General features: G+C 39.6%; 27 protein-coding genes and 1 tRNA gene. 15 read left to right on the top strand and 13 right to left on the bottom strand.

Annotated features, from left to right (window positions below):
* Window positions 1–215 precede the first annotated feature (215 nt).
* On the bottom strand, window positions 216–1,307 hold the full coding sequence (ald, locus tag H6G69_RS26205; RefSeq protein ID WP_190692052.1) for an alanine dehydrogenase: 1,092 nt from the start codon (window positions 1,305–1,307) through the stop codon (window positions 216–218).
* Window positions 1,308–1,611: 304 nt separating this feature from the next.
* On the opposite strand from ald, the gene H6G69_RS26210 reads away from it, so the two are divergent.
* From H6G69_RS26210 to H6G69_RS26220, 3 genes are all read left to right on the top strand, one after another.
* Window positions 1,612–1,782 carry a hypothetical protein gene (locus tag H6G69_RS26210; protein WP_190692053.1) on the top strand — a complete coding sequence of 57 codons (171 nt, stop codon included), beginning with the start codon at window positions 1,612–1,614 and terminating at the stop codon, window positions 1,780–1,782.
* 437 nt (window positions 1,783–2,219) lie between these two features.
* Window positions 2,220–2,516: a hypothetical protein gene (locus H6G69_RS26215; RefSeq protein WP_190692090.1), complete on the top strand. Its 297-nt coding sequence runs from the start codon at window positions 2,220–2,222 to the stop codon at window positions 2,514–2,516.
* A 224-nt stretch (window positions 2,517–2,740) separates the two neighbouring features.
* The gene (locus H6G69_RS26220) at window positions 2,741–3,754 is read left to right on the top strand and encodes a WD40 repeat domain-containing protein (protein ID WP_190692054.1); all 1,014 of its coding nucleotides are present in this window, start codon (window positions 2,741–2,743) and stop codon (window positions 3,752–3,754) included.
* Between the two features lie 221 nt (window positions 3,755–3,975).
* Here H6G69_RS26220 and H6G69_RS26225 read toward each other — a convergent pair.
* Window positions 3,976–4,048 (bottom strand) — tRNA-His (locus H6G69_RS26225).
* Window positions 4,049–4,179: 131 nt separating this feature from the next.
* Here H6G69_RS26225 and H6G69_RS26230 point away from each other — a divergent pair.
* The 3 genes from H6G69_RS26230 to cobA all read left to right on the top strand — a co-directional run bounded on the left by H6G69_RS26230 (window position 4,180) and on the right by cobA (window position 6,159).
* Window positions 4,180–4,560, top strand: a complete 381-nt coding sequence (locus tag H6G69_RS26230) for a DUF4359 domain-containing protein (RefSeq protein ID WP_190692055.1) — start codon at window positions 4,180–4,182, stop codon at window positions 4,558–4,560.
* A gap of 112 nt (window positions 4,561–4,672) precedes the next feature.
* A complete protein-coding gene (locus H6G69_RS26235; protein ID WP_190692056.1) occupies window positions 4,673–5,383 on the top strand; it encodes a sirohydrochlorin chelatase in 711 nt (236 codons plus the stop codon).
* The gene (gene cobA, locus H6G69_RS26240; RefSeq protein ID WP_190692057.1) at window positions 5,380–6,159 is read left to right on the top strand and encodes a uroporphyrinogen-III C-methyltransferase; all 780 of its coding nucleotides are present in this window, start codon (window positions 5,380–5,382) and stop codon (window positions 6,157–6,159) included. Before H6G69_RS26235 ends, cobA begins: the two co-directional genes overlap by 4 nt.
* A gap of 432 nt (window positions 6,160–6,591) precedes the next feature.
* On the opposite strand, the gene H6G69_RS26245 is transcribed toward cobA, so the two are convergent.
* Window positions 6,592–7,875: a lipid-A-disaccharide synthase gene (locus tag H6G69_RS26245; protein WP_190692058.1), complete on the bottom strand. Its 1,284-nt coding sequence runs from the start codon at window positions 7,873–7,875 to the stop codon at window positions 6,592–6,594.
* A 445-nt stretch (window positions 7,876–8,320) separates the two neighbouring features.
* Here H6G69_RS26245 and H6G69_RS26250 point away from each other — a divergent pair, with 445 nt between their 5' ends.
* Window positions 8,321–9,325, top strand: coding sequence for an aldo/keto reductase (locus H6G69_RS26250; protein WP_190692059.1), 1,005 nt, complete (start codon window positions 8,321–8,323; stop codon window positions 9,323–9,325).
* Window positions 9,326–9,527: 202 nt separating this feature from the next.
* On the opposite strand, the gene H6G69_RS26255 is transcribed toward H6G69_RS26250, so the two are convergent.
* On the bottom strand, window positions 9,528–9,908 hold the full coding sequence (locus H6G69_RS26255) for a PIN domain-containing protein (protein WP_190692091.1): 381 nt from the start codon (window positions 9,906–9,908) through the stop codon (window positions 9,528–9,530).
* Window positions 9,909–10,077: 169 nt separating this feature from the next.
* Entirely contained in the window at window positions 10,078–10,323 is a 246-nt protein-coding gene (locus H6G69_RS26260; RefSeq protein ID WP_190692060.1) for a DUF2281 domain-containing protein, read from the bottom strand.
* Window positions 10,324–10,777: 454 nt separating this feature from the next.
* Between H6G69_RS26260 and H6G69_RS26265 the strand changes: the two genes are divergently transcribed.
* The 3 genes from H6G69_RS26265 (at window position 10,778) to H6G69_RS26275 (ending at window position 15,483) form a co-directional block, all read left to right on the top strand.
* On the top strand, window positions 10,778–14,764 hold the full coding sequence (locus H6G69_RS26265; RefSeq protein WP_190692061.1) for a magnesium chelatase subunit H: 3,987 nt from the start codon (window positions 10,778–10,780) through the stop codon (window positions 14,762–14,764).
* Window positions 14,765–14,851: 87 nt separating this feature from the next.
* Window positions 14,852–15,130 carry a type II toxin-antitoxin system RelE/ParE family toxin gene (locus H6G69_RS26270; RefSeq protein WP_190692062.1) on the top strand — a complete coding sequence of 93 codons (279 nt, stop codon included), beginning with the start codon at window positions 14,852–14,854 and terminating at the stop codon, window positions 15,128–15,130.
* A 41-nt stretch (window positions 15,131–15,171) separates the two neighbouring features.
* On the top strand, window positions 15,172–15,483 hold the full coding sequence (locus H6G69_RS26275; RefSeq protein WP_190692063.1) for a HigA family addiction module antitoxin: 312 nt from the start codon (window positions 15,172–15,174) through the stop codon (window positions 15,481–15,483).
* A gap of 56 nt (window positions 15,484–15,539) precedes the next feature.
* Here H6G69_RS26275 and H6G69_RS26280 read toward each other — a convergent pair whose 3' ends face one another.
* Window positions 15,540–16,358, bottom strand: a complete 819-nt coding sequence (locus H6G69_RS26280; RefSeq protein WP_190692064.1) for a hypothetical protein — start codon at window positions 16,356–16,358, stop codon at window positions 15,540–15,542.
* 129 nt (window positions 16,359–16,487) lie between these two features.
* Window positions 16,488–16,613, bottom strand: coding sequence for a hypothetical protein (locus H6G69_RS34515; RefSeq protein ID WP_277883467.1), 126 nt, complete (start codon window positions 16,611–16,613; stop codon window positions 16,488–16,490).
* A gap of 52 nt (window positions 16,614–16,665) precedes the next feature.
* Between H6G69_RS34515 and H6G69_RS26285 the strand changes: the two genes are divergently transcribed.
* Together H6G69_RS26285 and H6G69_RS26290 are read left to right on the top strand one after the other, a co-directional pair.
* Window positions 16,666–16,932: a type II toxin-antitoxin system HicA family toxin gene (locus tag H6G69_RS26285; RefSeq protein ID WP_096582721.1), complete on the top strand. Its 267-nt coding sequence runs from the start codon at window positions 16,666–16,668 to the stop codon at window positions 16,930–16,932.
* Window positions 16,916–17,128, top strand: coding sequence for a type II toxin-antitoxin system HicB family antitoxin (locus tag H6G69_RS26290; protein ID WP_190692065.1), 213 nt, complete (start codon window positions 16,916–16,918; stop codon window positions 17,126–17,128). The genes H6G69_RS26285 and H6G69_RS26290 overlap by 17 nt, the downstream gene beginning before the upstream one ends.
* 235 nt (window positions 17,129–17,363) lie before the next feature.
* Here H6G69_RS26290 and H6G69_RS26295 read toward each other — a convergent pair whose 3' ends face one another.
* The 4 genes from H6G69_RS26295 to H6G69_RS26310 all read right to left on the bottom strand — a co-directional run bounded on the left by H6G69_RS26295 (window position 17,364) and on the right by H6G69_RS26310 (window position 18,761).
* Window positions 17,364–17,564 carry a hypothetical protein gene (locus H6G69_RS26295; RefSeq protein ID WP_190692066.1) on the bottom strand — a complete coding sequence of 67 codons (201 nt, stop codon included), beginning with the start codon at window positions 17,562–17,564 and terminating at the stop codon, window positions 17,364–17,366.
* On the bottom strand, window positions 17,561–17,860 hold the full coding sequence (locus H6G69_RS26300; RefSeq protein ID WP_190692067.1) for a BrnT family toxin: 300 nt from the start codon (window positions 17,858–17,860) through the stop codon (window positions 17,561–17,563). The genes H6G69_RS26295 and H6G69_RS26300 overlap by 4 nt, the downstream gene beginning before the upstream one ends.
* Window positions 17,861–18,108: 248 nt before the next feature.
* Window positions 18,109–18,552 (bottom strand): type II toxin-antitoxin system VapC family toxin, encoded by a 444-nt coding sequence (locus tag H6G69_RS26305; protein ID WP_190692068.1) that lies wholly within the window; start codon window positions 18,550–18,552, stop codon window positions 18,109–18,111.
* Window positions 18,540–18,761, bottom strand: coding sequence for a hypothetical protein (locus tag H6G69_RS26310; RefSeq protein WP_190692069.1), 222 nt, complete (start codon window positions 18,759–18,761; stop codon window positions 18,540–18,542). Before H6G69_RS26310 ends, H6G69_RS26305 begins: the two co-directional genes overlap by 13 nt.
* A gap of 216 nt (window positions 18,762–18,977) precedes the next feature.
* Between H6G69_RS26310 and H6G69_RS26315 the strand changes: the two genes are divergently transcribed.
* The 3 genes from H6G69_RS26315 to H6G69_RS26325 all read left to right on the top strand — a co-directional run bounded on the left by H6G69_RS26315 (window position 18,978) and on the right by H6G69_RS26325 (window position 20,776).
* Window positions 18,978–19,394 carry a XisH family protein gene (locus tag H6G69_RS26315; protein WP_190692070.1) on the top strand — a complete coding sequence of 139 codons (417 nt, stop codon included), beginning with the start codon at window positions 18,978–18,980 and terminating at the stop codon, window positions 19,392–19,394.
* Window positions 19,382–19,723, top strand: coding sequence for a XisI protein (locus tag H6G69_RS26320; protein ID WP_190692071.1), 342 nt, complete (start codon window positions 19,382–19,384; stop codon window positions 19,721–19,723). The genes H6G69_RS26315 and H6G69_RS26320 overlap by 13 nt, the downstream gene beginning before the upstream one ends.
* 477 nt (window positions 19,724–20,200) lie before the next feature.
* Entirely contained in the window at window positions 20,201–20,776 is a 576-nt protein-coding gene (locus tag H6G69_RS26325) for a Uma2 family endonuclease (protein ID WP_190692072.1), read from the top strand.
* A gap of 263 nt (window positions 20,777–21,039) precedes the next feature.
* Here the strand turns inward: H6G69_RS26325 and H6G69_RS26330 are convergent, their stop codons facing one another.
* Window positions 21,040–22,050 carry a diguanylate cyclase gene (locus H6G69_RS26330; RefSeq protein WP_190692073.1) on the bottom strand — a complete coding sequence of 337 codons (1,011 nt, stop codon included), beginning with the start codon at window positions 22,048–22,050 and terminating at the stop codon, window positions 21,040–21,042.
* Window positions 22,051–22,820: 770 nt separating this feature from the next.
* Window positions 22,821–23,021, bottom strand: a complete 201-nt coding sequence (locus H6G69_RS26335) for a heavy-metal-associated domain-containing protein (protein ID WP_190692074.1) — start codon at window positions 23,019–23,021, stop codon at window positions 22,821–22,823.
* Window positions 23,022–23,414: the final 393 nt, after the last annotated feature.

The following is a 23,414-nucleotide window of genomic DNA, read 5'->3' on the forward strand; positions in this document are numbered from 1 at the left end:
TTCGAGTTCTGTCAAAGAGATTGTTGTAGTGACCCATGCTACGAAGCGGTCTATGATGACCAAGGTTGGGACGGTCTACTACTTCTCTTAAGATACAAGGTTGGGTGTAGCGATAGCGTAACCCAACAAAGTATGCGTGAATGTTGTGTTCCGTTCCTCCACCCAACCTACACCAGTCTAAGTTGTTGCCTTAACTGAACTGTATTGATGTTTAGCTAACTTACCAAATCAGGAAACACTTCTTGCACAGCCGGATGCACAAGGCGATGATTTTGCACATTCACACCTTTGGCTAAAGATGGGTTAACATCTAGGGCTTTGATGCCTAAATTTGCTAATTGGACAACATAAGGTAATGTGCTGTTGTTAAGGGCTTGAGCCGATGTCCAAGGCACTGCGCCTGGCATATTGGGAACGCCATAATGCACTACGCCTTCTTCAAGGTAGACGGGGTTGGTATGGGAGGTGGCGTGTAAGGTTTCTACACAACCGCCTTGGTCAACTGCAACATCTACAATTACTGACCCAGGCTGCATTTGTTTGACTAATTCGCGGGATACTAAAGTTGGCGCTCTGCGTCCCAAAACTAAAACAGCACCAATTAGTAAGTCAGCTTCTTTAACGGCAGCTTCTATATGGGCAGAGTTACTATAAAGTAATTCCACTCTCGAACCAAACAAAGTTTCTAAATAAGATAAACGTTCTACATTTACATCTAAAATCTGCACAATAGCACCCATCCCCACAGCAATTTTCGCTGCTTCTGTGCCGACTACACCGCCACCTAAAATCACAACTTTACCGGGTTTAACACCAGGTACACCACCTAAAAGGACTCCTCTACCGCCTTGCTGACGTTCTAAAAATCTCGCACCAAATTGCACTGATAGGCGACCTGCTATCACACTCATGGGTGTAAGTAGGGGTAGTCTGTTGGGCCCTGATTGTTCGACAGTTTCGTAGGCGATCGCACAAGTGCCACAATCAATTAGATGTTCGGTTAATTTGCGATCGGCTGCCAAATGCAAATATGTAAACAATATTTGCCCTTTTTGCAAAAATTTATATTCGCTGGATAAAGGTTCTTTGACTTTCACAACTAATTCTCGATTCCAAGCGGCTTCATCTGTTGAAACAATTTCCGCCCCAGCACTGATGTAATCTGCATCTGTAAAACCAGCACCATGACCCGCTTGTGTTTGCACGAAAATGTGATGACCATTTTCGCTCAATACTCTCACGCTAGAAGGACTCAACCCGACTCGAAACTCTTGATCCTTCGTTTCTTTGGGAACGCCGATTTCCATATAACGCCTCTGATGAATTTTTGGTTTAACTTAGCCTGCCAGTCTCAGGCTGACAGTTCCGTATTAGATATAGCTATCTACAACCTTAGTTTTCCCTTTCACGGTAGCAAAGCTAAAAAGTCTTACCCTTGACTATCGCCATAGTTGACTACAATATATAAAGAATAATTACAAATTGTTAAAAGAGCCGTTGCACAGCTACATTTAAGAAGCTGCTGCTACATTTATCTGGCTCCAACCTTACACAAGTCTGGATGCAAGGTTATTACTTTTAAGTTCCGTTTGCCGAAAAGAGGTTTTGAACATGACACAAACACAACCAACAGTTACACCAAAGCTAGAAGACCCCAAATTTGGTTTTAATGAATATGCAGAACGCTTAAACGGTAGAGCAGCAATGATTGGCTTTGGCTTGATGGTAATCATTGAATACGTCACCAACCAAGGTGTACTATCTTGGCTTGGCTTGAAGTAGTCACAATTTACTTACAAAAGTTATTTGTTGAAATTGAGTCCAGGGTGTAAGGAATCAATATTTTGCTGACTTACACCCCAAACCCCTAAATAATTGGGTTAATTGAGCAACATTACTCAGTTGTAAGCTAGTAATTAGAACCAGATTAACCAGTTGGCATACCCAGCTGGTTAAAACTGTATAAACAAAACTATCTGGGAATGTTTGCCGTCTATGATTGTGATACAAACTAATTACGATGAGGCAAAAGTCAAGTCTGTTAGTAGGGTGTCAATGCTATCGTGGGTTGGCAAATATGTCAGAAGGTTAATTTTGCTATTTCCTTACCTAATCTAGAAAATTGTAATATTTAGATGCTTTTTTCATAAAAGGCATCTAGTAGGTGAATTATTCTCGTTAAACTTACACCAAAGGTGATTTGGATAAACCAAGCCGTGATGAATGCTGCATTACCTCGTTTTTTGAAATCAGCCTACAGAAAAGATCCAATTATCAGTATTTTGATAACGATGGGTGTTGTGGATGCTGTGATTGGTGGATTCGATGATAGCTGGTCGTTGTTTGCTGTTGGTTTAGGAACAGCAGGTATCACCCTAGCCTGGAAGTTGTGGCGAATGCAGCAGCGTCGCCCCATCCTAGAAGAGGAACCTGTAGTACAACATTACCTACCACCTCGCTCATCTAGTTCTACGCTGCCGATATTGACTGTTGCCAAGAAAAAACCACCGCATTGAGAAGTGCTGAGTGCTGAGTTGAAAGTTGTAGAGACTCTACTTTATGTCCCTCCAACTGCCCATTGAAAAGTACTGAGTTGAAAGTGTTGAGTCATAAATGTGAAAGTATACTGACTTAACTATTTAAATCTAGAGAGGGAAAATTTGTGAGGAGTGAGGGAAAAATTAGGGGCAGCTGGCGGCTGCGCCCATATATTGCTTTGGTATTTTTGGCAGTATTGACTATGCCTGCAAATATTGGGCAAGAGTTTGATAGTGGCACTGCTTATGCTGCAATTGAAGAAGTACCAGACTCCCAAGCTCAAACAAGTTTTACCAATCCTCAGCTACTTTATAGCTTGATGGCGCATCCTGGGACTGTGAAATCTTTAGCTTTTAGTCCCAATGGCAAAGTTCTCTTTAGTGGTGGTGCGGAAAATGATGGGGTAATTAGGGTATGGAACCCCTATACTGGCAAAAAAGTAGCGAATATTCGCAAAGCCCATCAAGCATCTGTTGAGTCTTTGGTAATTTCGCCCAATGGTTATACTTTAATTAGCTGTAGCACTGACCACACAATTAATCTGTGGAATTTAAAAAATAACAACTTTAGTCGTTCTTTTGTCGGACACACTAGCAACGTATTATCTTTGGCAGTGTCTCCTGATAGTAAAGTGCTTGTGAGCGGTGCTTTAGACGGCATTCGGATTTGGGATTTGCTACAGCAGCGACCACTGGCAACTTTAGCAAAGTTTGATAATTCTATTTACACTTTGGCTATCAGTCCGGATGGTCAGATTGTCGCTAGTGGCGACAACAAAGGTGTAATTAAACTTTGGGATTTGAACGCAGGCAAATTAATCCGAGCTTTTCCAGCCCATTCCCAAACAATTACTGCTGTGGCGTTTACACCTGATGGAAGATTGATTAGTGCTAGCCGCGATCGCACCATTAAACTATGGAATATCCAATCAAATACTTTAGTCCGTATCCTCAAAGGACATAATAACTGGATTAATGCGATCGCTCTTAACCCCAATGGTCAAATTCTTGCCAGTGCTGGTAGAGATGGCATTAAGTTATGGGATTTAACTACAGGTGAACTGTTATCTACACTTTACGGACACCATGATTGGGTCAGCGCGCTAGCTTTTAGTCCCGATGGGCAAATTTTAGCTAGTGGCGGCTATGATGGCAGAGTGAATATTTGGGGCAATCCGGCTCTGCTAGAACGCGCAGGAGTTAGGCGTAAACGCTAGTTTTATCAAGCAAATCTCGGGTGTGGAAAATTCAACACTGCAAATCCTCTAAGAGCCAAGCGACTGAAGTCGCAGCTATACAACCAAACCCCCTGCTCCCTACTCCCTGCCTAGTGATAGTATATCTTTTGAGTTGGCAGTCCCTCAGAGGCTTTGGAACAATAAATAAATATGGTCATTCCGGTTAATAACCATTATTTTTAGTAATTTGTATTATTCAGGGCGAACGATGGGACTCGAACCCACGGATGGTGGTACCACAAACCACTGCCTTAACCACTTGGCTACGCTCGCCATTCACTTATCCATTATTAATCATAGCATCTATTTAGTGATCGAGCAAGCATTTTTTAGGAGGAACGGACTTTGTTCCTTTGTAGTCCTGGGATTCTAATTAAATATCTGACAATTGCGGTGAAACAATTATGAGACTTGTAAGTATTATGGCATTGGCGATCGCCACAGGATTTGCTGTATTTGGCGTAGCAATGTCTAAAACCAATCCTACTCAAAACGAGTATGAAGAGTATGCTGTACAACAACTAACACAATACTTAAAGACCGATGTTTGCAAAAAAACATCTAAGCTCATCGAAAATTTATTAAACTCAAGTTGTAGCAAAATGGTCGATTCTGCCAATCCCAGAATGCGAGAGGTCATTTCCAAAACCACAGATCGGCAAGATTTTATCTTATTTAGCGTGTACCGTACAGACTTAACTCTAGGTTCTTGGCTACCAGGTTATAAATTTGAAACAGTGGGAGCTTTTCATAACTTTTATACTTACAGTGCCGAACAACAATAAGCTAAAAAATTTTCGATTTTCGATTTTGAATTTACCTCAAATAAATCTGGCAGCTTATACTATCAAAGAATTCTTGGTGAAAAATCAATAGTCAAAAGGTTTACATCTACCAATGCCATCTGCGTATCTGCTGGTATCTCACGGAAGCCGTGACCCACGGCCTGAAATTGCTTTGCAGCAATTAATAGATTTGATCAACAAAAGCCATAGCCAGGAAAAGCTGCTAGGTTTGGCTTATTTAGAAACACGTCCTGAACCTCTGCATATCCAAATTAAAGAATTTGCTCAAAGTGCTGTTGTAGCTGGATACGAAAGTTTAAAAATTATTCCGTTATTTTTGCTACCAGGCGTTCATGTCATGCAAGAAATCCCTGAAGAAGTAGCACTAGCAACACAAGCTATGGGTCAAGATATCAGCGTGGAATTATTACCATATTTAGGCAGTCAACCTAGTTTGGCAACTTTGCTGTCTCAGCAAATGGCTGAAATCGAAACCGAAGCCTGGATTTTATTAGCACATGGTAGTCGTCGTCCTGGCTTTCAACAACCAGTCGAAACCATAGCCGCAAATTTAGGTGCATTACCAGCTTATTGGTCAGTGTCTCCTAGTTTAGAAACCCAAGTAGAAGATTTGGTGGCTGCTGGTAAACAGAAAATTGCAATTTTGCCATATTTTTTATTCGCAGGCGGCATAACCGATGCGATCGCTCAGTTGACAGAAGAGCTAAAATTAAAATTCCCTGCTGTGACTTTCCAATTAGCTCAACCTTTGGGAGCAAGTGCAGAATTAGCTGATTTAATCTGGGATTTGATGAACAAATGAACTGCACAGAAAAACAAGGTCAAGAGAATTTGGGCAAAGTTTATTTAGTAGGTGCAGGGCCTGGCGATCCCGGACTGATGACGCTTAAAGGCAAAAGTTTGTTAGAGTGTGCCGACGTCGTTATTTATGATGCTTTAGTGAGTCCGGCGATTTTAGCAATGATTAATCCCCAAGCAGAACAAATCAATGCAGGTAAGCGGATGGGGAGACACTCACTTTTGCAAGATGAAACTACTCAGCTATTAATTGATAAAGCTCAAACTCATACCATTGTAGTGCGCCTCAAAGGCGGCGACCCGTTTATATTTGGTCGCGGTGGCGAAGAAATGTCAGAATTAGTTAATGCGGGGATTCCTGTAGAAGTTGTGCCAGGAATTACATCAGGAATTGCGGCTCCAGCCTATGCTGGCATACCTTTGACTCATAGATTGCATAGCTCATCAGTTACGTTTGTGACTGGGCATGAGTCGGCTGGTAAGTATAGACCGAAAGTAAATTGGCAAGCGATCGCCCACGGTTCAGAAACAATTGTAATTTATATGGGTGTTCACAATCTATCGCACATTATCGAAGAGTTAGCGGCGGCGGGTTTGAGTTTAGAAACACCAATTGCTTTAGTGCGTTGGGGTACAAGACCAGATCAAGAAGAATTGATTGGTCAGCTAGGGACAATTGTAGAGCAAGTTGAGCAAACTGGATTTGATGCCCCAGCGATCGCTGTTATTGGTTCGGTGGTGAAGATGCACGATATTTTATCTGGGTGTCGTCCAGTTTAACCGAATTTGAGATTTTAGATTGCTGATTTTGGATTAGGCTAATACCAATTCACGAAAATACTGATACAAATCTATTGGTTTTTCTTTCTCCCTGCCCCCTGCTCCCTGCTCCCATACGACCCATTTTTATCAAACTTAAAGTGAAACGGTATAAGAGGATGTTTTAAAAGTTTTGGGCGAATATAATTCGCTACTACACAAACAAAGTCCGCCTGCGCGGACTAATGAAAAATCAAGGGTTTTGAACCCACGAAGGTAGGTTTTGTCTGTGTAGCCAAGCCATTGCGTTGGGCGGGTTCCCCGACTTGAAGCAAATGGCGCGCGATTTCTAATCGCCAAGAAAAGTAATAAATTAGACTTTTCAAACAACCTCTAAGGGCGGGTTGATTTGGCTCATCATAACTTTGGAAGATGTTGATAAACCCACCCCTATTATTCTTGCTTTTGAATTTCTTCATCGACAATCTGTGCTATTTTTTGGGCTGCACCGCTTTCGCCGCGAACGCTTCTTAGGTTAGTACGCATTTGTTCTAACTTTTCTGGATGCGCTAACAAATCTAATACCATTTCACCAACTTCTTGCGGTTGGAGTTTACCTACCAATTCAGGGACGATTTCTGCTTGCGCCCAGATATTCGGCCATGCTAACAAGCCTTTACGTCTCAGAAATATCCAGTTAATTAATTTGGCAAACGTTGTCCCAACTCCCGGTAAATTAGCTAATAACCCTGGTAGACCATCCCAAGAACGCATAGCATCAAGCTGTTGGGTGGGTAGCAACACAATCATGGGTACACCTAAAGAACCTAGCTCGGCTGTGTTTGCACCCACTGTAGTTAAACAGATACAACAATGGGATAAGATTCTGTAGGCAGGCGTTTCTCTCCACAATTCAACTGTTAACCCTGTGGTTGTTTTCAGGATATTTAGTTTAGAGGTTGATTTTTCTTGATTCTCATCTGAAGAAATTAATTCAGCACCATTAAAGCTAAAAGTTTTCGTAAAGGGGTTTTTCTGGGGATTAGCAAAACTGGCTAAGGTTTGTGAATCCAAAGTTGGTGCAACAGGAATGACAAACTTGGTTTGTGGTATTTTGGCGTGAACATATTCAGCAATAGCGAGAGTTAAAGGAACTCCCTGAGTTAATTTTGCTGCTTTTGAGCCAGGGAGAATACCGATAGTTAGGGAGTTGGGAGTGGAAAGTTGGGAGTCGGGTGTGAGAAGTGATGTTTGTGCTTCTAGCATTAAGTCGCCAACGACTGTAAATTTATGGGCATATTTTGGCAAAACTTTTTCAGCAACTTTTGGCTTCATTACACCGAATCGGTCAATTAAGTTATGCCACCGGGCTTCCCATTCTGCGTAAACCACTGTGCGATATCTCAGTTTTTTGCCGATAATGATGGGAAAAATTTGATCACCACCGAGAAAAACTACTACACCACGACTACTCCAATCCCAATCATCATGAGTTTTTCCCCAAACTAAAAATTGCCAAAAATACTCTGCTCCCTGAACTCTATCAACTTCTGGGTAAGAAAGGGCGATCGCAGTTTCTTTACCAGTCGCATTTGGACAAGGTGACAACACTACGGAAATTCTTACCTGTTCACGGGCATTACCCAGCTTTTCCCGCAATGCTGTCACCACTGGGCGCACCCAAGTTGTGATTTCCCCTGGGCCATTGGAGAGAATAAGAATATCGACTGGAGTCATGATTCAAAAATTACAAGCTCAAATAGTATTAGGAATGTTGGTTTGGATGGTACAAGATGGTTAGTCAAAATATAGTAATCCTAAATGATTTATCAATTTACATCTTGCACTTAGGAGTACTGATACCAAGTACGCAATTAACAAATTGTTGTGGGCAATCACTTTTTTATAACACCTCGTTCCCTACTACAGCGCAATCATAGTAATAGTTTTTGGCGAAAAAGTTTGAGTTACTGCCTGATGAGGAAAGGGATCTGCCAAATGCAATGCGTAATCTTGGACTATAAACTACGGCTAATCGATTGATTTATAGTAGTATTCGTGCTAACTTTTGCAAAGTCATGCTTATAGCAAAGCAATTCTTCAGATAAATCGTTTTGAAACAGCTATAGCAAGATTGCACACAACGTTATTAAGCATCTCAACAAAAAGTAGAGCAGACAGTATGACCAAATATGTCAATCTGGGCAAAACTGGACTAAAAGTATCGCGGATTACTTTAGGTACGATGACTTATGGCTCTCGACAATTGCGCGAATGGGTATTAGAAGAAGAAGAAAGTCGTCCATTCATCAAACTGGCTTTGGATTTGGGAATCAACTTCTTTGACACCGCAGATGTCTATTCATTGGGGAAGAGTGAAGAAATTGTCGGGCGAGCATTGAAAGACTTTGCTCAACGAGATCAGGTTGTGATTGCGACTAAAGTACATGGTAAAGTCGGTGATGGGCCAAATGACCGAGGATTATCTCGCAAACATATTTTTGATAGCATTGATGCTTCTTTGCGGCGCTTACAGACAGATTATGTAGACTTATACCAGATTCACCGTTGGGATTATGAAACACCAATTGAAGAGACCCTAGAAGCACTACATGATATTGTCAAAGCAGGTAAAGTACGTTATTTAGGAATTTCTAGTGTTTTTGCATGGCAACTGGCAAAAGCCCTGTATACAGCAGATATTCACGGCTGGACTCGTTTTGTCTCCATTCAAAATCACTACAACCTAATTTATCGAGAAGAAGAACGAGAGGTAATACCTTTAGCAATCGATCAAGGAATTGGGATTATTCCTTGGAGTCCTTTAGCGCGAGGATTTTTAGCCGGAAATCGCAGTAAATCAGACTATGGGCAAACACTACGTGCCAAAACTGACGAATTCGCTCATAATCTTTACTATCAAGATTCAGATTTCCAAGTAGTAGAGCGTGTAGTTGAATTAGCAGGAAAACGCGGTGTTAAACCTACACAAATTGCCCTAGCTTGGCTATTGCATCAACCAGGTGTAACATCTCCCATCATTGGCGCTAGTAAAATAGAACATCTGAAAGAGGCTGTTGAAGCTGTTGATTTAGAGCTTTCTGAGGAAGAGCGCAAATTCTTAGAAGAACCTTACACACCTCATCCCGTTTTGGGGCATCAGTATCCTTCTGGTAATCGTCCGTAGAGGGAGCATTTGAGTGAACCAATTGCCGGTTTAAGAAATCAATTGCATGATGTGATTCTAGATACTTTAAATAGTAAAGCTATATTGGCTAAATAAAATTTGCGATTTTATTCACATAAGAGAATAGGTACGTATGTAAAAATTTCATACCGCGTACCTTTTCTCTTTCTTAGTTATTAGTTAAATTTTTTATTCTCTACAATTACCAAATTCTTTGAATTGGGTATAAATCAAATACTGTATCTACACTTAACAAAGGTATATTTTCAAATATTGACTGAGCTATTAAAATTCTGTCGAAAGGATCACGATGATGATTTTGTAGCCCATCAAGTGCATAGATGTGTTCCAACTCTATTGGTAATATTTTGAGATTGTTCACTTGCTTTTGAGTTTCAATTAAATTAGGTAAAGATAAATGTAAATTGAGTTTGCCAAGCTGATATTTAATTTGTAATTCCCAAATACTAGCTATACTAACTAACCAAGAGTTGTTAGTATCCATTAATAGGGTTCTAACATTGTCAGATAGTTTTTTTGGCTCTCCCACTGACCAAATAAGTACATGAGTGTCTAAGAGGATGTTTTAAAAGTATTGTTGTTAACATCAAAATCTGAAAAACCTAACCCCCCTAGCCCCTAACACTCACGAGCAATTAGGAGTTTCAAGGCCTCTCTCATTGTCGGGGAGAGGTTTGGAGAGTGGTTTTTAGTATTTTTCATGACTTTACAAACATCCTCTAACAATAATTTCATACTGCACCTTCACCCAACCAAAATTCATCAGGTAAAGGATCATTAAAGTCATCACTCATCCAAATTTCGCCTTCATTTAATCCCAATACCCTTTGCTGAGGATGTTCTTGGGTTTTTTCAGGTTGAGCATATTTTTGCATTAAAAATTCTACAAAATCTAAGACTTGCTGTTGCTGTTCTGGTGCTAGAGTGTGGAACTTGGCAATTAATTCTGAGGTGGTATCTACAACTTGAGCAGTCATCTCACCTTCTCCCTAGGGTACATCTGATTTTATGTTAGTTGTTTAGTCAGGCGATCGCGCTTGATTTGGTATTACTATAAAAATATGGGGAAACACTACGCCAATCCTCACCCCTTCATTCTCTTCGCCTAGATTTTCCATTAAATACTTGACAAATTTGCATATTTATATATCTAGTTATATCCCTACTCAACATTACTAATTTGCCAGAATATCTCAAAAATATTAAGTTTTTGTTACATTAATTGAGCAATTGCTCTTATTATTTATTAATGTTTGTTAACAAAGTTTGCGATTTTTATATCGATTTATGTCATCTAGCGGACAAAATGCCCATGTGGTAAGGTTTTTCTGATAAAAAACTGTTATTGCCGAAAAAATCGTTAAACTTTGTGGGCAACTTAGCCACAAAAAAATTCCAGTCGAGAACACGCATCAAAGGAGCAGAGGAAGCATGTTCACCCACGTCAAGTCCACCATTAGACACATTGCGCCTGAAAACCTGCGCGGACGTAATTTAATCAAGGTGGTCTATGTCGTGCTTGAGTCCCAGTACCAGAGTGCATTGTCGCAAGCGGTTCGCACGATTAACTCGAACAGTCCCGATCTTGCGATCGAAATCAGCGGGTACTTAATTGAGGAACTCCGAGACCCCGAAAACTACGAAGAGTTCCAAAGGGATATACAAAGTGCCAATATTTTTATTGCCTCACTGATTTTTATCGAAGACTTAGCACAAAAAGTAGTAGCAGCTGTAGAACCACACCGCGATAATTTAGACGTTGCCGTTGTCTTCCCATCAATGCCAGAGGTAATGCGCCTGAATAAAATGGGCACTTTTTCCTTAGCACAGTTGGGTCAATCGAAGAGTGCGATCGCACAATTCATGAAGAAACGCAAAGAAAAATCCGGTGCAGGATTCCAAGATGGAATGCTGAAGCTATTGCGGACACTGCCCCAAGTGCTGAAGTTCTTGCCGATGGATAAGGCACAAGACGCACGCAATTTCATGTTGAGTTTTCAGTATTGGCTGGGTGGTTCTCCAGAAAACCTGGAAAACTTCTTGCTAATGCTAGCTGATAAATATGTATTAAAAGGTGTAGAGAAGCGAAATTCCGCGTCTCTAGAATATCAAGCACCGGTAGTTTACCCAGATATGGGGATTTGGCATCCTTTAGCTACAACCATGTATGAGGATGTTCGAGAATATCTCAACTGGTACAGCGCCCGCCGGGATATTCCCCAAGATTTAAAAGATCCTTTAGCACCCTGTGTAGGGTTAGTATTACAACGCACTCACCTAGTTACAGGTGATGATGCCCATTACGTGGCAATGGTGCAGGAGTTAGAAGCATTAGGCGCAAGGGTAGTACCTGTGTTTGCTGGTGGTTTGGATTTCTCCAAGCCTGTAGATGCTTACTTCTACGAACCAACTACAAATACACCTTTAGTAGATGCTGTAATTTCCTTAACTGGTTTTGCCTTAGTTGGCGGCCCCGCTAGACAAGACCATCCCAAGGCAATTGACGCACTCAAACGCTTAAATCGCCCTTACATGGTGGCGTTACCATTGGTATTCCAAACTACGGAAGAGTGGTTGGATAGCGATTTAGGCTTACATCCGATTCAGGTGGCATTGCAAATTGCGATTCCTGAACTTGATGGTGCGATCGAACCGATTATATTATCGGGTAGAGATGGGGCAACTGGGAAAGCGATCGCCCTCCAAGACCGCATCGAAGCAGTAGCCCAACGTGCTTTGAAATGGGCTAACCTCCGCCGCAAACCCAAACTCAACAAAAAAGTTGCCATCACCGTTTTCAGCTTCCCCCCCGATAAAGGTAACGTCGGTACAGCCGCATACCTCGATGTATTCGGTTCTATCTACGAAGTCATGAAAGCGTTGAGAAACAATGGCTACGAAGTGCAGGACTTACCAGAAAACGCTAAAGAGTTGATGGAACAAGTCATCCATGATGCACAAGCACAGTACGCCAGCCCCGAACTCAACATTGCTTACAAGATGTCAGTGCCAGAATACGAAGAACTGACACCATATTCCCAACGCTTAGAAGAAAACTGGGGGCCACCACCAGGACACCTCAACAGCGACGGACAAAACTTATTAATTTACGGTAAGCAATTCGGTAACGTCTTCATTGGTGTACAACCCACCTTCGGCTATGAAGGCGACCCCATGCGGTTGTTGTTCTCCCGTTCCGCCAGCCCTCACCACGGTTTTGCAGCTTACTACACTTACCTCGAAAGAATTTGGGGCGCGGATGCTGTACTGCACTTTGGTACACATGGTTCCTTGGAATTTATGCCAGGGAAGCAAATGGGGATGTCTGGCGAATGTTACCCAGATAACTTAATTGGGACAATTCCCAACCTGTACTACTACGCCGCCAACAACCCCAGCGAAGCGACAATTGCCAAACGCCGCAGTTACGCCGAAACAATTTCTTACCTCACACCACCGGCGGAAAACGCTGGTTTGTACAAAGGTTTGAAAGAACTCAGTGAGTTAATTGCTTCTTACCAAACCTTAAAAGATAGCGGGCGCGGTATCCCTATCGTCAACACGATCATGGATAAATGCCGGATCGTCAACCTAGATAAAGATATTAACTTGCCCGAAACCGATGCCAAAGATATGACCCCGGAAGAACGGGATAATATTGTCGGCAGCGTCTACCGCAAGCTGATGGAAATCGAATCACGGTTGTTACCTTGTGGTTTGCACGTCATTGGTAAACCCCCAAGTGCCGAAGAAGCGATCGCAACTCTAGTTAATATCGCCAGCTTAGACCGTCAAGAAGAAGAAATCCAAAGCTTACCCCGCATCATCGCCAACAGCGTGGGACGTAACATTGACGAAATCTACCAAAACAGCGACAAAGGTGTATTAGAAGATGTCCAGTTATTGCAAGACATCACCCTAGCAACTCGCGCTGCTGTCCGCGCCTTGGTACAAGAACAAACCGATGCTGAAGGCCGGGTTTCCTTAGTTTCCAAGTTGAATTTCTTCAACATGGGCAAAAAGGAACCTTGGGTAGAAGCATTACACAAAGCGGGCTATCCCAAAGTAGACGCTTCCGCCCTAAAACCCCTGTTCGAGTATTTAGAATTCTGCTTACAACAAGTTTGTGCAGACAACGAACTCGGCGCATTACTCAAAGGCTTAGAAGGCGAATACATTCTTCCTGGCCCTGGTGGCGACCCCATCCGCAACCCCGATGTATTACCCACAGGTAAGAACATTCACGCCCTCGACCCCCAATCAATTCCCACGGCTGCGGCTGTACAATCAGCAAAAATCGTTGTCGATAGACTTTTGGCAAGAAATAAAGCCGAAAACAACGGTAATTGGCCGGAAACCATCGCCTGCGTTCTCTGGGGAACAGATAACATCAAAACCTACGGTGAATCTCTAGCGCAAATCATGTGGATGGTGGGTGTGCGTCCGGTTCCCGATGCTTTGGGACGGGTGAACAAGTTGGAGTTAATTCCCTTAGAAGAATTGGGAAGACCTAGAATTGACGTTGTAATCAACTGTTCTGGTGTATTCCGCGACTTGTTCATCAACCAGATGAACCTCCTAGACCAAGCCGTGAAGATGGCGGCGGAAGCGGATGAACCCACAGAAATGAACTTTGTCCGCAAACACGCCCTGCAACAAGCTGAAGAATTGGGAATTAACCTTAGACAAGCAGCCACCCGCGTTTTCTCTAACGCTTCCGGTTCTTACTCCTCTAACATCAACTTGGCAGTAGAAAACAGCACCTGGGAAAGCGAAGCCGAGTTACAAGAAATGTACCTCACCCGTAAATCCTTCGCCTTCAGTGCCGACAACCCCGGCATGATGGAACAATCTCGGAAGATTTTTGAAAGCACCCTCAAAACTGCTGAAGCAACATTCCAAAACCTGGATTCCTCCGAGATTAGTTTAACGGATGTTTCCCATTACTTCGACTCTGACCCCACCAAAGTCGTCTCAAGTCTGCGTGGTGATGGCAAAACCCCAGCATCATACATTGCAGACACCACCACAGCCAACGCCCAAGTCCGCACATTATCCGAAACCGTGCGTTTAGATGCCCGTACCAAACTATTAAATCCCAAGTGGTATGAAGGTATGCTGTCTCACGGTTACGAAGGTGTGCGCGAACTCTCCAAACGGTTGGTAAACACAATGGGTTGGAGTGCAACCGCCGGCGCAGTTGACAACTGGATATATGAGGATGCAAACGAAACCTTCATCAAAGATGAAGAAATGCAGAAACGCCTCATGAACCTCAACCCCCATTCTTTCCGCAAGATGGTATCAACATTGTTGGAAGTGAATGGTCGCGGTTATTGGGAAACTAGCGAGGAGAATTTAGACCGCCTCCGCGAGTTGTACCAAGAAGTTGAAGACCGCATTGAAGGCATAGAATAGGATTAAAAGGCAGGCATAATGCCTGCCTTTTAAATCGAGGCGATCGCTATAAATGATTGAAGCACCTGAGATAAAATCATAAAATAGATGATTCAAACATTTAAAAGTAAAGCTTTAGAAAATCTATTTAGAGAGAACTTTAATAAAGGAATCCCAGCAAACTTAGAAAAGAAAATTAGAATTAGATTAGAAGTTATAGACTCAGCCTTAATTGTAGAAGATATTAGATTACCAGGTTATGAATTGCACGAGTTAAAAGGAGATAGGCAAGGAACTTGGGCAGTTAAGGTATCGGGAAACTGGCGTATAACTTTTAGCTTTGAAGATGGTGATGCTTATGATGTAAATCTTGAAGATTATCACTAATCTAGAATGTTAGTAGGATATTAAATAGTCGAACATTGATTATGAATAACTGGCAAGATATTACTCAAGATAGATTAGTAAGACCAATACACCCTGGTGAAGTAATTGCAGATATCCTAGATGATTTAGATATAAATAGCACAAAATTTGCAGAAATTTTAGGAGTATCTAATCAAATAGTTAATGAAATTATTAATGGTCAGAGAGCAATTACGGTAGATATAGCAATCCGTCTTGGTAAAGCTTTAGGAAACGGGCCAAGACTTTGGCTCAATCTTCAGCAAAAGGTTGATATTTGGGATGCTTTGCAAAGCCATAAAGAAGAATATGAGCAAGTTATAACACTGGTTTAGAGAGAAAATTAAGAAATAATTTTTAGAAGTAGAATGCTATAGCGGATAGTAATTTGTTATTTTGTTATTTTGGTATATATACACTCAACAATGTCCTTGAGATATACTGACTTTTCAGTTTCTGTCTTTCCAGCTTCCTCATCAGATATCTCTATATCAAACTCTTCTTCAAAAGCCATTAGTAGCTCATGTGCGTCACAATCATCATTACAAGTTCCCCATATCCATTTATAAAACCTCCCGTATTCATAACTTAACACGGGAGTAAAATTATAAGCATCATACAAGGTATGTTCAAATACTTTAGTTTCCAGAATGGTGATAAATAGCTCAATATGGAGAACTTCTTCCTCATTTAATTTATCAGAATAAGGATAATAACTGTAATGTTCACAACATAGTCTATGAACTCTCACAAAAACATCCAATTTAATCTCATCAAAATTCATTTCCTTCGGTAAACTGCAAATAAAGTTAGTAATTTTATGTTTTCTTTCTAATTTAATTTCTTCCTGTTTAGCTTTTTCTTCTTCAGCTTTAATTCTGAGCAATTGCTGACGGGTTTGTTCTTTTTCAGCTTCGATTTTTATCATCTCTTGAAAAGCTATCATTTCTTGATGTGCTTTTTCTTCATCTTCTTTCAGTTTATCTTTCGTATCTTTAATTCGTTGAGTAACTATATCCCTAACTAAATTCATTGAAACTTTATATCCACTTTGAATATAAATCGTACTAACTATATCCCAGACAACTTCATCTTTATTGGATTCAAGTATTTGTAGATCCTTTTCTAATTTTTGGAAATTATTATCCAAATATTTATTGATCGCAATTTGTAAAATATAGAACTCATAAGCTTGTTCTGAATTATCCATAACAATAATTTTGCTTCAAAAAATAACAGTAGTTATATAGTAAAACCATATAGATTACTTAAAAGTGAATTTTGAAAAAAGTTAGTATATTTACGTCGGCTTTCTATGCTTTTGCTTGTAGCCTAGTTATCAGCAGGCGATCGCTAACCGTGTCATCATAGGATCAGCGATCGCTTTTGGTAATGTAGAGTGCGTTAGCGCAGCTTCCCGGAGGTATCGCTCATCCTGACAAACAGGCGATCGCCTATTGTGCAATCATAGAATCAGCGTTAGCGCAGCTTACCGAAGGTATCGCCTATAGTCAATAATGAGTCAAGCAGATAAACTACTGGCTAAGATATTATCAGGAACATCAGACAAAAACATTGCCTTTGAGCAGTTGTGTCAACTACTAATTAAACTAGGGTTTGATGAGCGCATTCGTGGTAGCCATCATATATATACAAAAGATGGTATAGAAGAAATCTTGAATCTTCAGCCCAAACAAGGAAAAGCTAAAGCTTATCAGGTTAAGCAAGTGCGTGAAGTAATTCTCAAATATGAACTAGGAGAACAAGATGAATCTGCGTTATGAAATTAATCTCTATTGGAGTGAAGAAGACCAAGCATTTATAGCAGAAGTACCAGAATTACCTGGATGTGCTGCTGATGGTGAAACTTATCAAGAAGCACTAAAAAATGTAGAAGTTATTATGCAGGAATGGATTGAAACTGCTCAAGAATTAGGTCGTCACATTCCTGAACCAAAACAGCGTTTGATGTCTGCTTAGGTGATTAAAAAAATATAAATCATGTTCATATTTTTCTACAGGCGATCGCTCTAGAAATTTTTACGTTACAATCGCTCATCATGATAAACAGGCGATCGTTAACCGTGTCATCATAGAATCAGCGCTCGCTTTTGGGAATATGGAGTGCGTTAGCGCAGCTTACCGTAGGTATCGCTCATTTTGACAAACAGGCGATCGCATCTGAGAATGTGGAGTGCGATCGCTTTTATTGCTTTTACTGAATACTTTCAATTAATTTAATATTATTTCTCAACCATTCATTGACTAAAATTTGCACATCAATATTTTTCTCTTGAGCAATTTTCTTGAAAAAATCATCAACATCTGGTTCAAGGTAAATCGGATAATGAAACGTTGCATCAGGATGATAAAACTTTCCTTGTTCAGCTTGTGAAAAATCATATTCAGATTTCATAGTTTTCTGTCTTGATAATACTGCTGTTCATTAAAACTTGCTTTCCGTGCTGAAATAATACGAATCACGCAGGAATCTTCATCTGTTTGTTCAAAAGTATGAATAACAACCCTTAAAATACCCGTTTCATCTAAACCTAGAGTAATCCATCTGTCCTCATAATCACTATGTTCCTCATCATATAAACTTAATTGATATTGATCACGAAAAACAGTTGAGGCTAAACGAAAATTGAGTTGATGTTTACTAATATTTTGTTTTTCTTTGGCTGGATTCCAATCAAAATTATAACGCAAATTTATAACCTAAAGAAGATTAAATAACTTGGCATCATAATTATACAATAATGTTATAGTTTGACAGTATTAAAGGTAGCATACTGTCGGTATCCCTCATTGTGATCAACAGGCATTAGCAAAGTTTACCGGAGGTATCGCTAACCGTGTGATCGTAGAATTAGCGATCGCGTTTAGTAATTTGGAGTGAGATCGCGCATGATAGCAAACACGCGATGCTAACCGTGTCATCATAGAACCAGCGATCGCTATACTATCAATTGCTCTAACACTAACACTGATAACCCTGGCAACGAAGGTAAACGCGCGTCATTCGTCACAAAAAATGATGCACCTTCACGAATAGCAGTAGCGATTTGAATAGCATCTGGCGTTCTTAAGTTGTTACTTGCTCTTAATTGTGCAGCAGTTTCAGCTATATCTGGCAAAACTTCGATAGTCATCAACCCTTGGGAGTTGAACAATATATCACGATATTGTTGAGCTAATATTGTGTTTCCTTGTCGTAATGGGTGAACTAACACTTCCGTAATCGTCAGAACTGAAGTTACAACCCTAAATTCACCACGAAACATTGATTCAAAGAAAGCATCTGTAAAATGCAAATAATTAGGATTTTCTTCAATAAAATAAATCAGTGGTGCAGTATCCAAGCCGACAATTTGCCCCTGTAACTGTGCTAACCATTCCATGAATCGCGTTCCTGATTAACATATTCTTGAGCATCAATACCATTCCAGATTTCTTTACCCAACCCACGCAATTCTAAAATGCTACGCTTTGGTTTAGATATCATTGTCACCTGTTGACGAATTAAGCTGGATAAATCTTCAATTAAGCGTATTTGTTCTTCAGGAGTTAAAGTTTGAGCTTGTTGTAATACTTCTTGATAGCTAGACATAAAATTTATAACTATAATTTTTTGACTCTAGGTTTAGTATACAAAGAATTACTTTTTACTTTTATATATTTTACAAACAGAAAGACAGGCGTTAGGGAAGCTTATCGGAGGTATCGCTAACCGGTCATCATAGGATCAGCGATCGCATCTGAGAATGTGGAGTGCGATCGTCTGCACAATTAGTATAATTTATCTAGCCTAGATGACCAGAAAGAAATGCCTGCTAAGGACATATACCATGATGCTGTTAAAAATGCCTTAATTAAAGATGGCTGGACAATTACGGCTGATCCTTACTTTTTGCAGTATCAAGATGCAGAACTTTACGCTGATTTATTTGCAGAGAAAGCGTTACTAGCCGAACAAGAAGGACGAAAAATAGTTGTTGAAGTCAAAAGCTTCATTAGTCCTTCTCTGATGAAAGATTTTCAAAATGCTCTAGGTCAATATATTTTATACCGCGACATCTTGCAATTAGCAAATAAAAAATATGACATATATCTAGCCATTAGAGATACAATCTTTGAAACTTTTTTTCAACGAAAATCTATTCAAGCAGTTGTAAAACTTCATCAGATTAAACTTATTGTTTTTAACAATGAAAGAGAGGAAATTAATTTATGGACAAATTAGGAGAATATCGTAAGTTAATTAAACAAGTGCTTACTGAATATGATAATTTATCTCGCAAATCACCTGAGACTAATTACGAGACTTGTTTAGCATTTGATGACAATCATGATAATTATCTCTGGTTAGCTGTAGACTGGCAAGGCAGCAAAAGAATTAAATATACTTATGTTCATGTTCGCATTAAAAATGAAAAAATTTATATAGAGGAAGATTATACAGAAGAGGGAATAGCAACTGAATTAATGAGATTAGGTGTAACTAACAATGATATTGTGCTTGCTTTTCATCCTCCCGATGTAAGGAAATTTACAGATTTTGCAACAGCTTAATCAATTGTTAGATTTTTATACAGGCGATCGCGTTTAGGAATGTGGAGTGCGATGGGCTACGCCCCGCCGTCGGCGATCGCTAGTTCTCCCTTAAGCTATACAATAATTATTAATATGTAATTTGCTAGAAAAATTTTGACGTATCATACTTTTCTATTCAGAAGATGAAAAGGATGCGCTAAATAACTTCTTTGAATTATTTGAGCAATTCTGTAACGCTGAAAGTTCTACAAGAGAGGAAATTAAGCCAGAAATAGAGATTGAATCAAATTCACAATTAGAGGCTTTAGCTTAGTTTATCTTGAGGAATGTGAAGGAGGCGATCGCTTATCAAGATAAACAAGCGTTAGCGAATCTTAGCGGATGTATCGGGTTTGGAATTATGGAGTGCGCTCATTGCCCAAGGGGTAATGAAATATAGAATAGTATCTAAGGTAGTTAAATTTGCGGCTTTAATATTCAATCTGGAATATCGCTATGAATGCTTTCACCGTCAATCTCAAACCAGTATTGGAACTGACAGATGAGCAATTTTTTAATCTATGTCAAGCAAATCGGGACTTGAAGTTTGAACGCAGCGCAAATGGAGAATTAATAATTATGCCACCTACGGGGGGAGAAACAGGGAATAAAAATGCGAGAATTACTCAACAAGTAATGAATTGGACTGATGCTGATGGTACTGGCATCGCTTTTGATTCTTCAACTTGCTTTAAATTTCCTAATGGTGCGGATCGTTCTCCTGATGCTGCTTGGATAAAGTTAGAAAGATGGAATACTTTAACAGATGAACAAAAGGAAAAGTTCCCTCCTATTTGTCCTGATTTTGTCATTGAGTTACTTTCCCCTAGTGATAGTTTGAAAGTTGCACAGGAAAAAATGAGGGAATATATAAATAATGGGGTACAGTTAGGTTTATTAATCAACCGTAAATCTCGTCAGGTAGAAATTTATAGACAAGGTATAGAAATTGAGGTTTTGGAATCTCCTGCTACAGTATCAGGGAAAGATGTATTAAATGGTTTTGTGTTGAATTTAGAAAGGATTTGGTAATTTAATTTTATGCTCTCAATTTAGCTTACCGTAGGCGATCGCATTTGGGAATGTGGAGTGCGTTAGCGCAGCTTGCCGTAGGTATCGCTCATTATGACAAACAAGCGATGTTTATAGGCTGTAGATATTAGCTAGCATTACCATGAATGCTTGAACAGTAAATCTGCAATCAGTCTGAGAAGATTTAAAAGTTATCATGACATTAAGAGACGCAAAATCTCGCGCCTCTCAAGTATTTTTCCTAATGCACATATCTATTGTCTTTATGAAGAAACAGCCTTGAGATGTGAAAAAGGAGAGTAGTTACAACCAACAGCTTGGTTACGCCCAGATGCTTTAGCATCTAAAAGACATTGATCGGCGCGATTGAGTAAGCTAAAACCTTTATCGTCATCTTCTGATTGTAGACTGGCAACACCTAAACTAATTGTAACAGGAATGGTTAGGCTTTCGTTAATTGCAAATGGTTGTTCACCTACTATGCGATTTAGACGTTCTGCAACTATCATCGCCTCATCACCAGTAGTGTTTGTTAACACTACTACAAATTCTTCACCACCAAACCGAAATGGAGTGTCTTTGGAACGTAGGTTATGTCGCAAACGATGAGATAATAATTGTAAAAGCCGATCGCCTACTAAATGTCCATAGGTATCGTTAACTTTTTTAAAATAATCGACATCTAGAATAATTAAACTTAAGGGGCTGTTTTGATGACGAGATTTTTTAATTTGTCTTGGTAAGTCCCATTCTAAAGCCCGCCGGTTACTAATTTCGGTTAAAGAATCAGCTAATGCGATCGCAGACAATAAATCATTTGTCCGCATTAAATCACGATACTTTTGCGCTTTCCTTAAACCTACGCTTAATTGGGCTAATATTAACTGATGTTGTGCATTAACATCAGTTAAATTTTTTACCAGTGGTTGCCAAATATAAGCATCAGCACCTTGTCTGAGTGCAGTAGCCGTCATTTCCCATTTCCTTCCCAAATCCTGCCTACTTTTGGTAGCAAGCTGGTAAGCACGATCTTCAAAAAGGATACAGTATACCCAAGATAGTTGTGGTTGGCTCTTTAACCAACTACACAACTCGATACTGTCATCTAAGCTGGCTTGTATAAATATTACATCTGGTGGATTAATTTGGATATTTGATACAGCCTGATGAAAATCAGCTATAACTTCTACACTAAAAGTTGTTGTATCAAGGATCTGATCGGGAAGTGTAGTCAAAAATTGTTTACTTCCAAAGACCAGAATAGAAATATTCATTGTTGTGCTTGCTGCCTTATTTTAAAAGAATAGTCCCTGTTATTTTTCCAAAATAATAAGTCTGTCAGTATTTTCTTTATAAGGATATCTCCTTATATTTGATAGTCTTAACTTTAAATAAAGAAGAAGCTGCTAATTTTAATATCATCTTAATACTAACCCTGAATACAACCCGTAAACTCTCTGGTGCTAATCATTACTGTCCGTCTTGATACATTTTTTTTAAAACAGTAGAAATACTGAATTTATCTTTGCCTATAAATATATAACTGTAGTTTCCAGGTATTAGTTAACAGCTAAGATTATTCCACTGAAATAACTATATTAATTCTGGTTATAACTAAACATTTTTTGCTTTCTACAATATTTAAAAAAATATAAAATTTTTACAACATCAGTAAAAACCGATGTATCTACAAAGAATGTCGCAATGTTGTATATAACTAGTTAAATCAGCATTTTCTTTGGCTAGTAAAGACTTTAAGCACAACATGCCCAAGACTTTACCAATCCAGTCGGTCATAAATAATCAGCAAGCACTTTTGCGGAATGAGTTTTTCAGAGGTTATTTAATTGGAAATTAGTTTTTTAAAAAAATGCAAACTTCCTAGTCAATCTACACAAGAATTTCATAAAAGAATTTTGCACTACTGTATATGTCTCAGTTTTTTTATGGCAAATCCGCCTGAGAAACAGGCGGAAAGTCTATCATGAAATCCAGAAATGTAGATATATCTACATCTAAAAAAATTGTTAAAATTTAATTTGGATTAATATCCTGCAATTTCATAACCAGATGCCACAATTACTTGTTTAATTGATTCTTCTGAAGCTGTGGATTCTACGGTGACAGTTTTGTCTTTCACGTTAACTTCAACTTGAGCATCTGGTTCCATCACATGAATAGATTCGGTAATCTTCTCTGCACAACCATCACAAGCAATATTAGGAACTTTGAGTTTTAATGCCATTACTTACCTCAGGAAATCAACTTTAATGCTAGCTTTACAAATAGATGTTATTTATTCGGAGAGCGATCGCACATCTGGCTAAAGTGAGGTAGTAATATTACTTACATAGGCATAGATCAAAAGCGTATAAATATGGTTGTCAGTAAAAATTACTAGTAACAAGACCACACAAAATGCAAAAATTAAGATGAATAGAGGAAGTAGAGAGTAGGGAGTGGAAAGTCGTGCTAACAGAGATCCAGACTTAGTTGCAAGTTTTGAGTAGATTGGTATCTAGCTGGAAGAACGCAGAAGCTGGAAAATAAACACATCATCCTTACTCTTGAATGAATTTCCTGGTGTGAGTAGTTGATGACGGCAGTAGTAGATACAGGTTCCAAAAATAGCTACCCT

Source organism: Nostoc sp. FACHB-110 (assembly GCF_014697425.1).
Taxonomy (GTDB): Bacteria; Cyanobacteriota; Cyanobacteriia; order Cyanobacteriales; family Nostocaceae; genus Nostoc_B.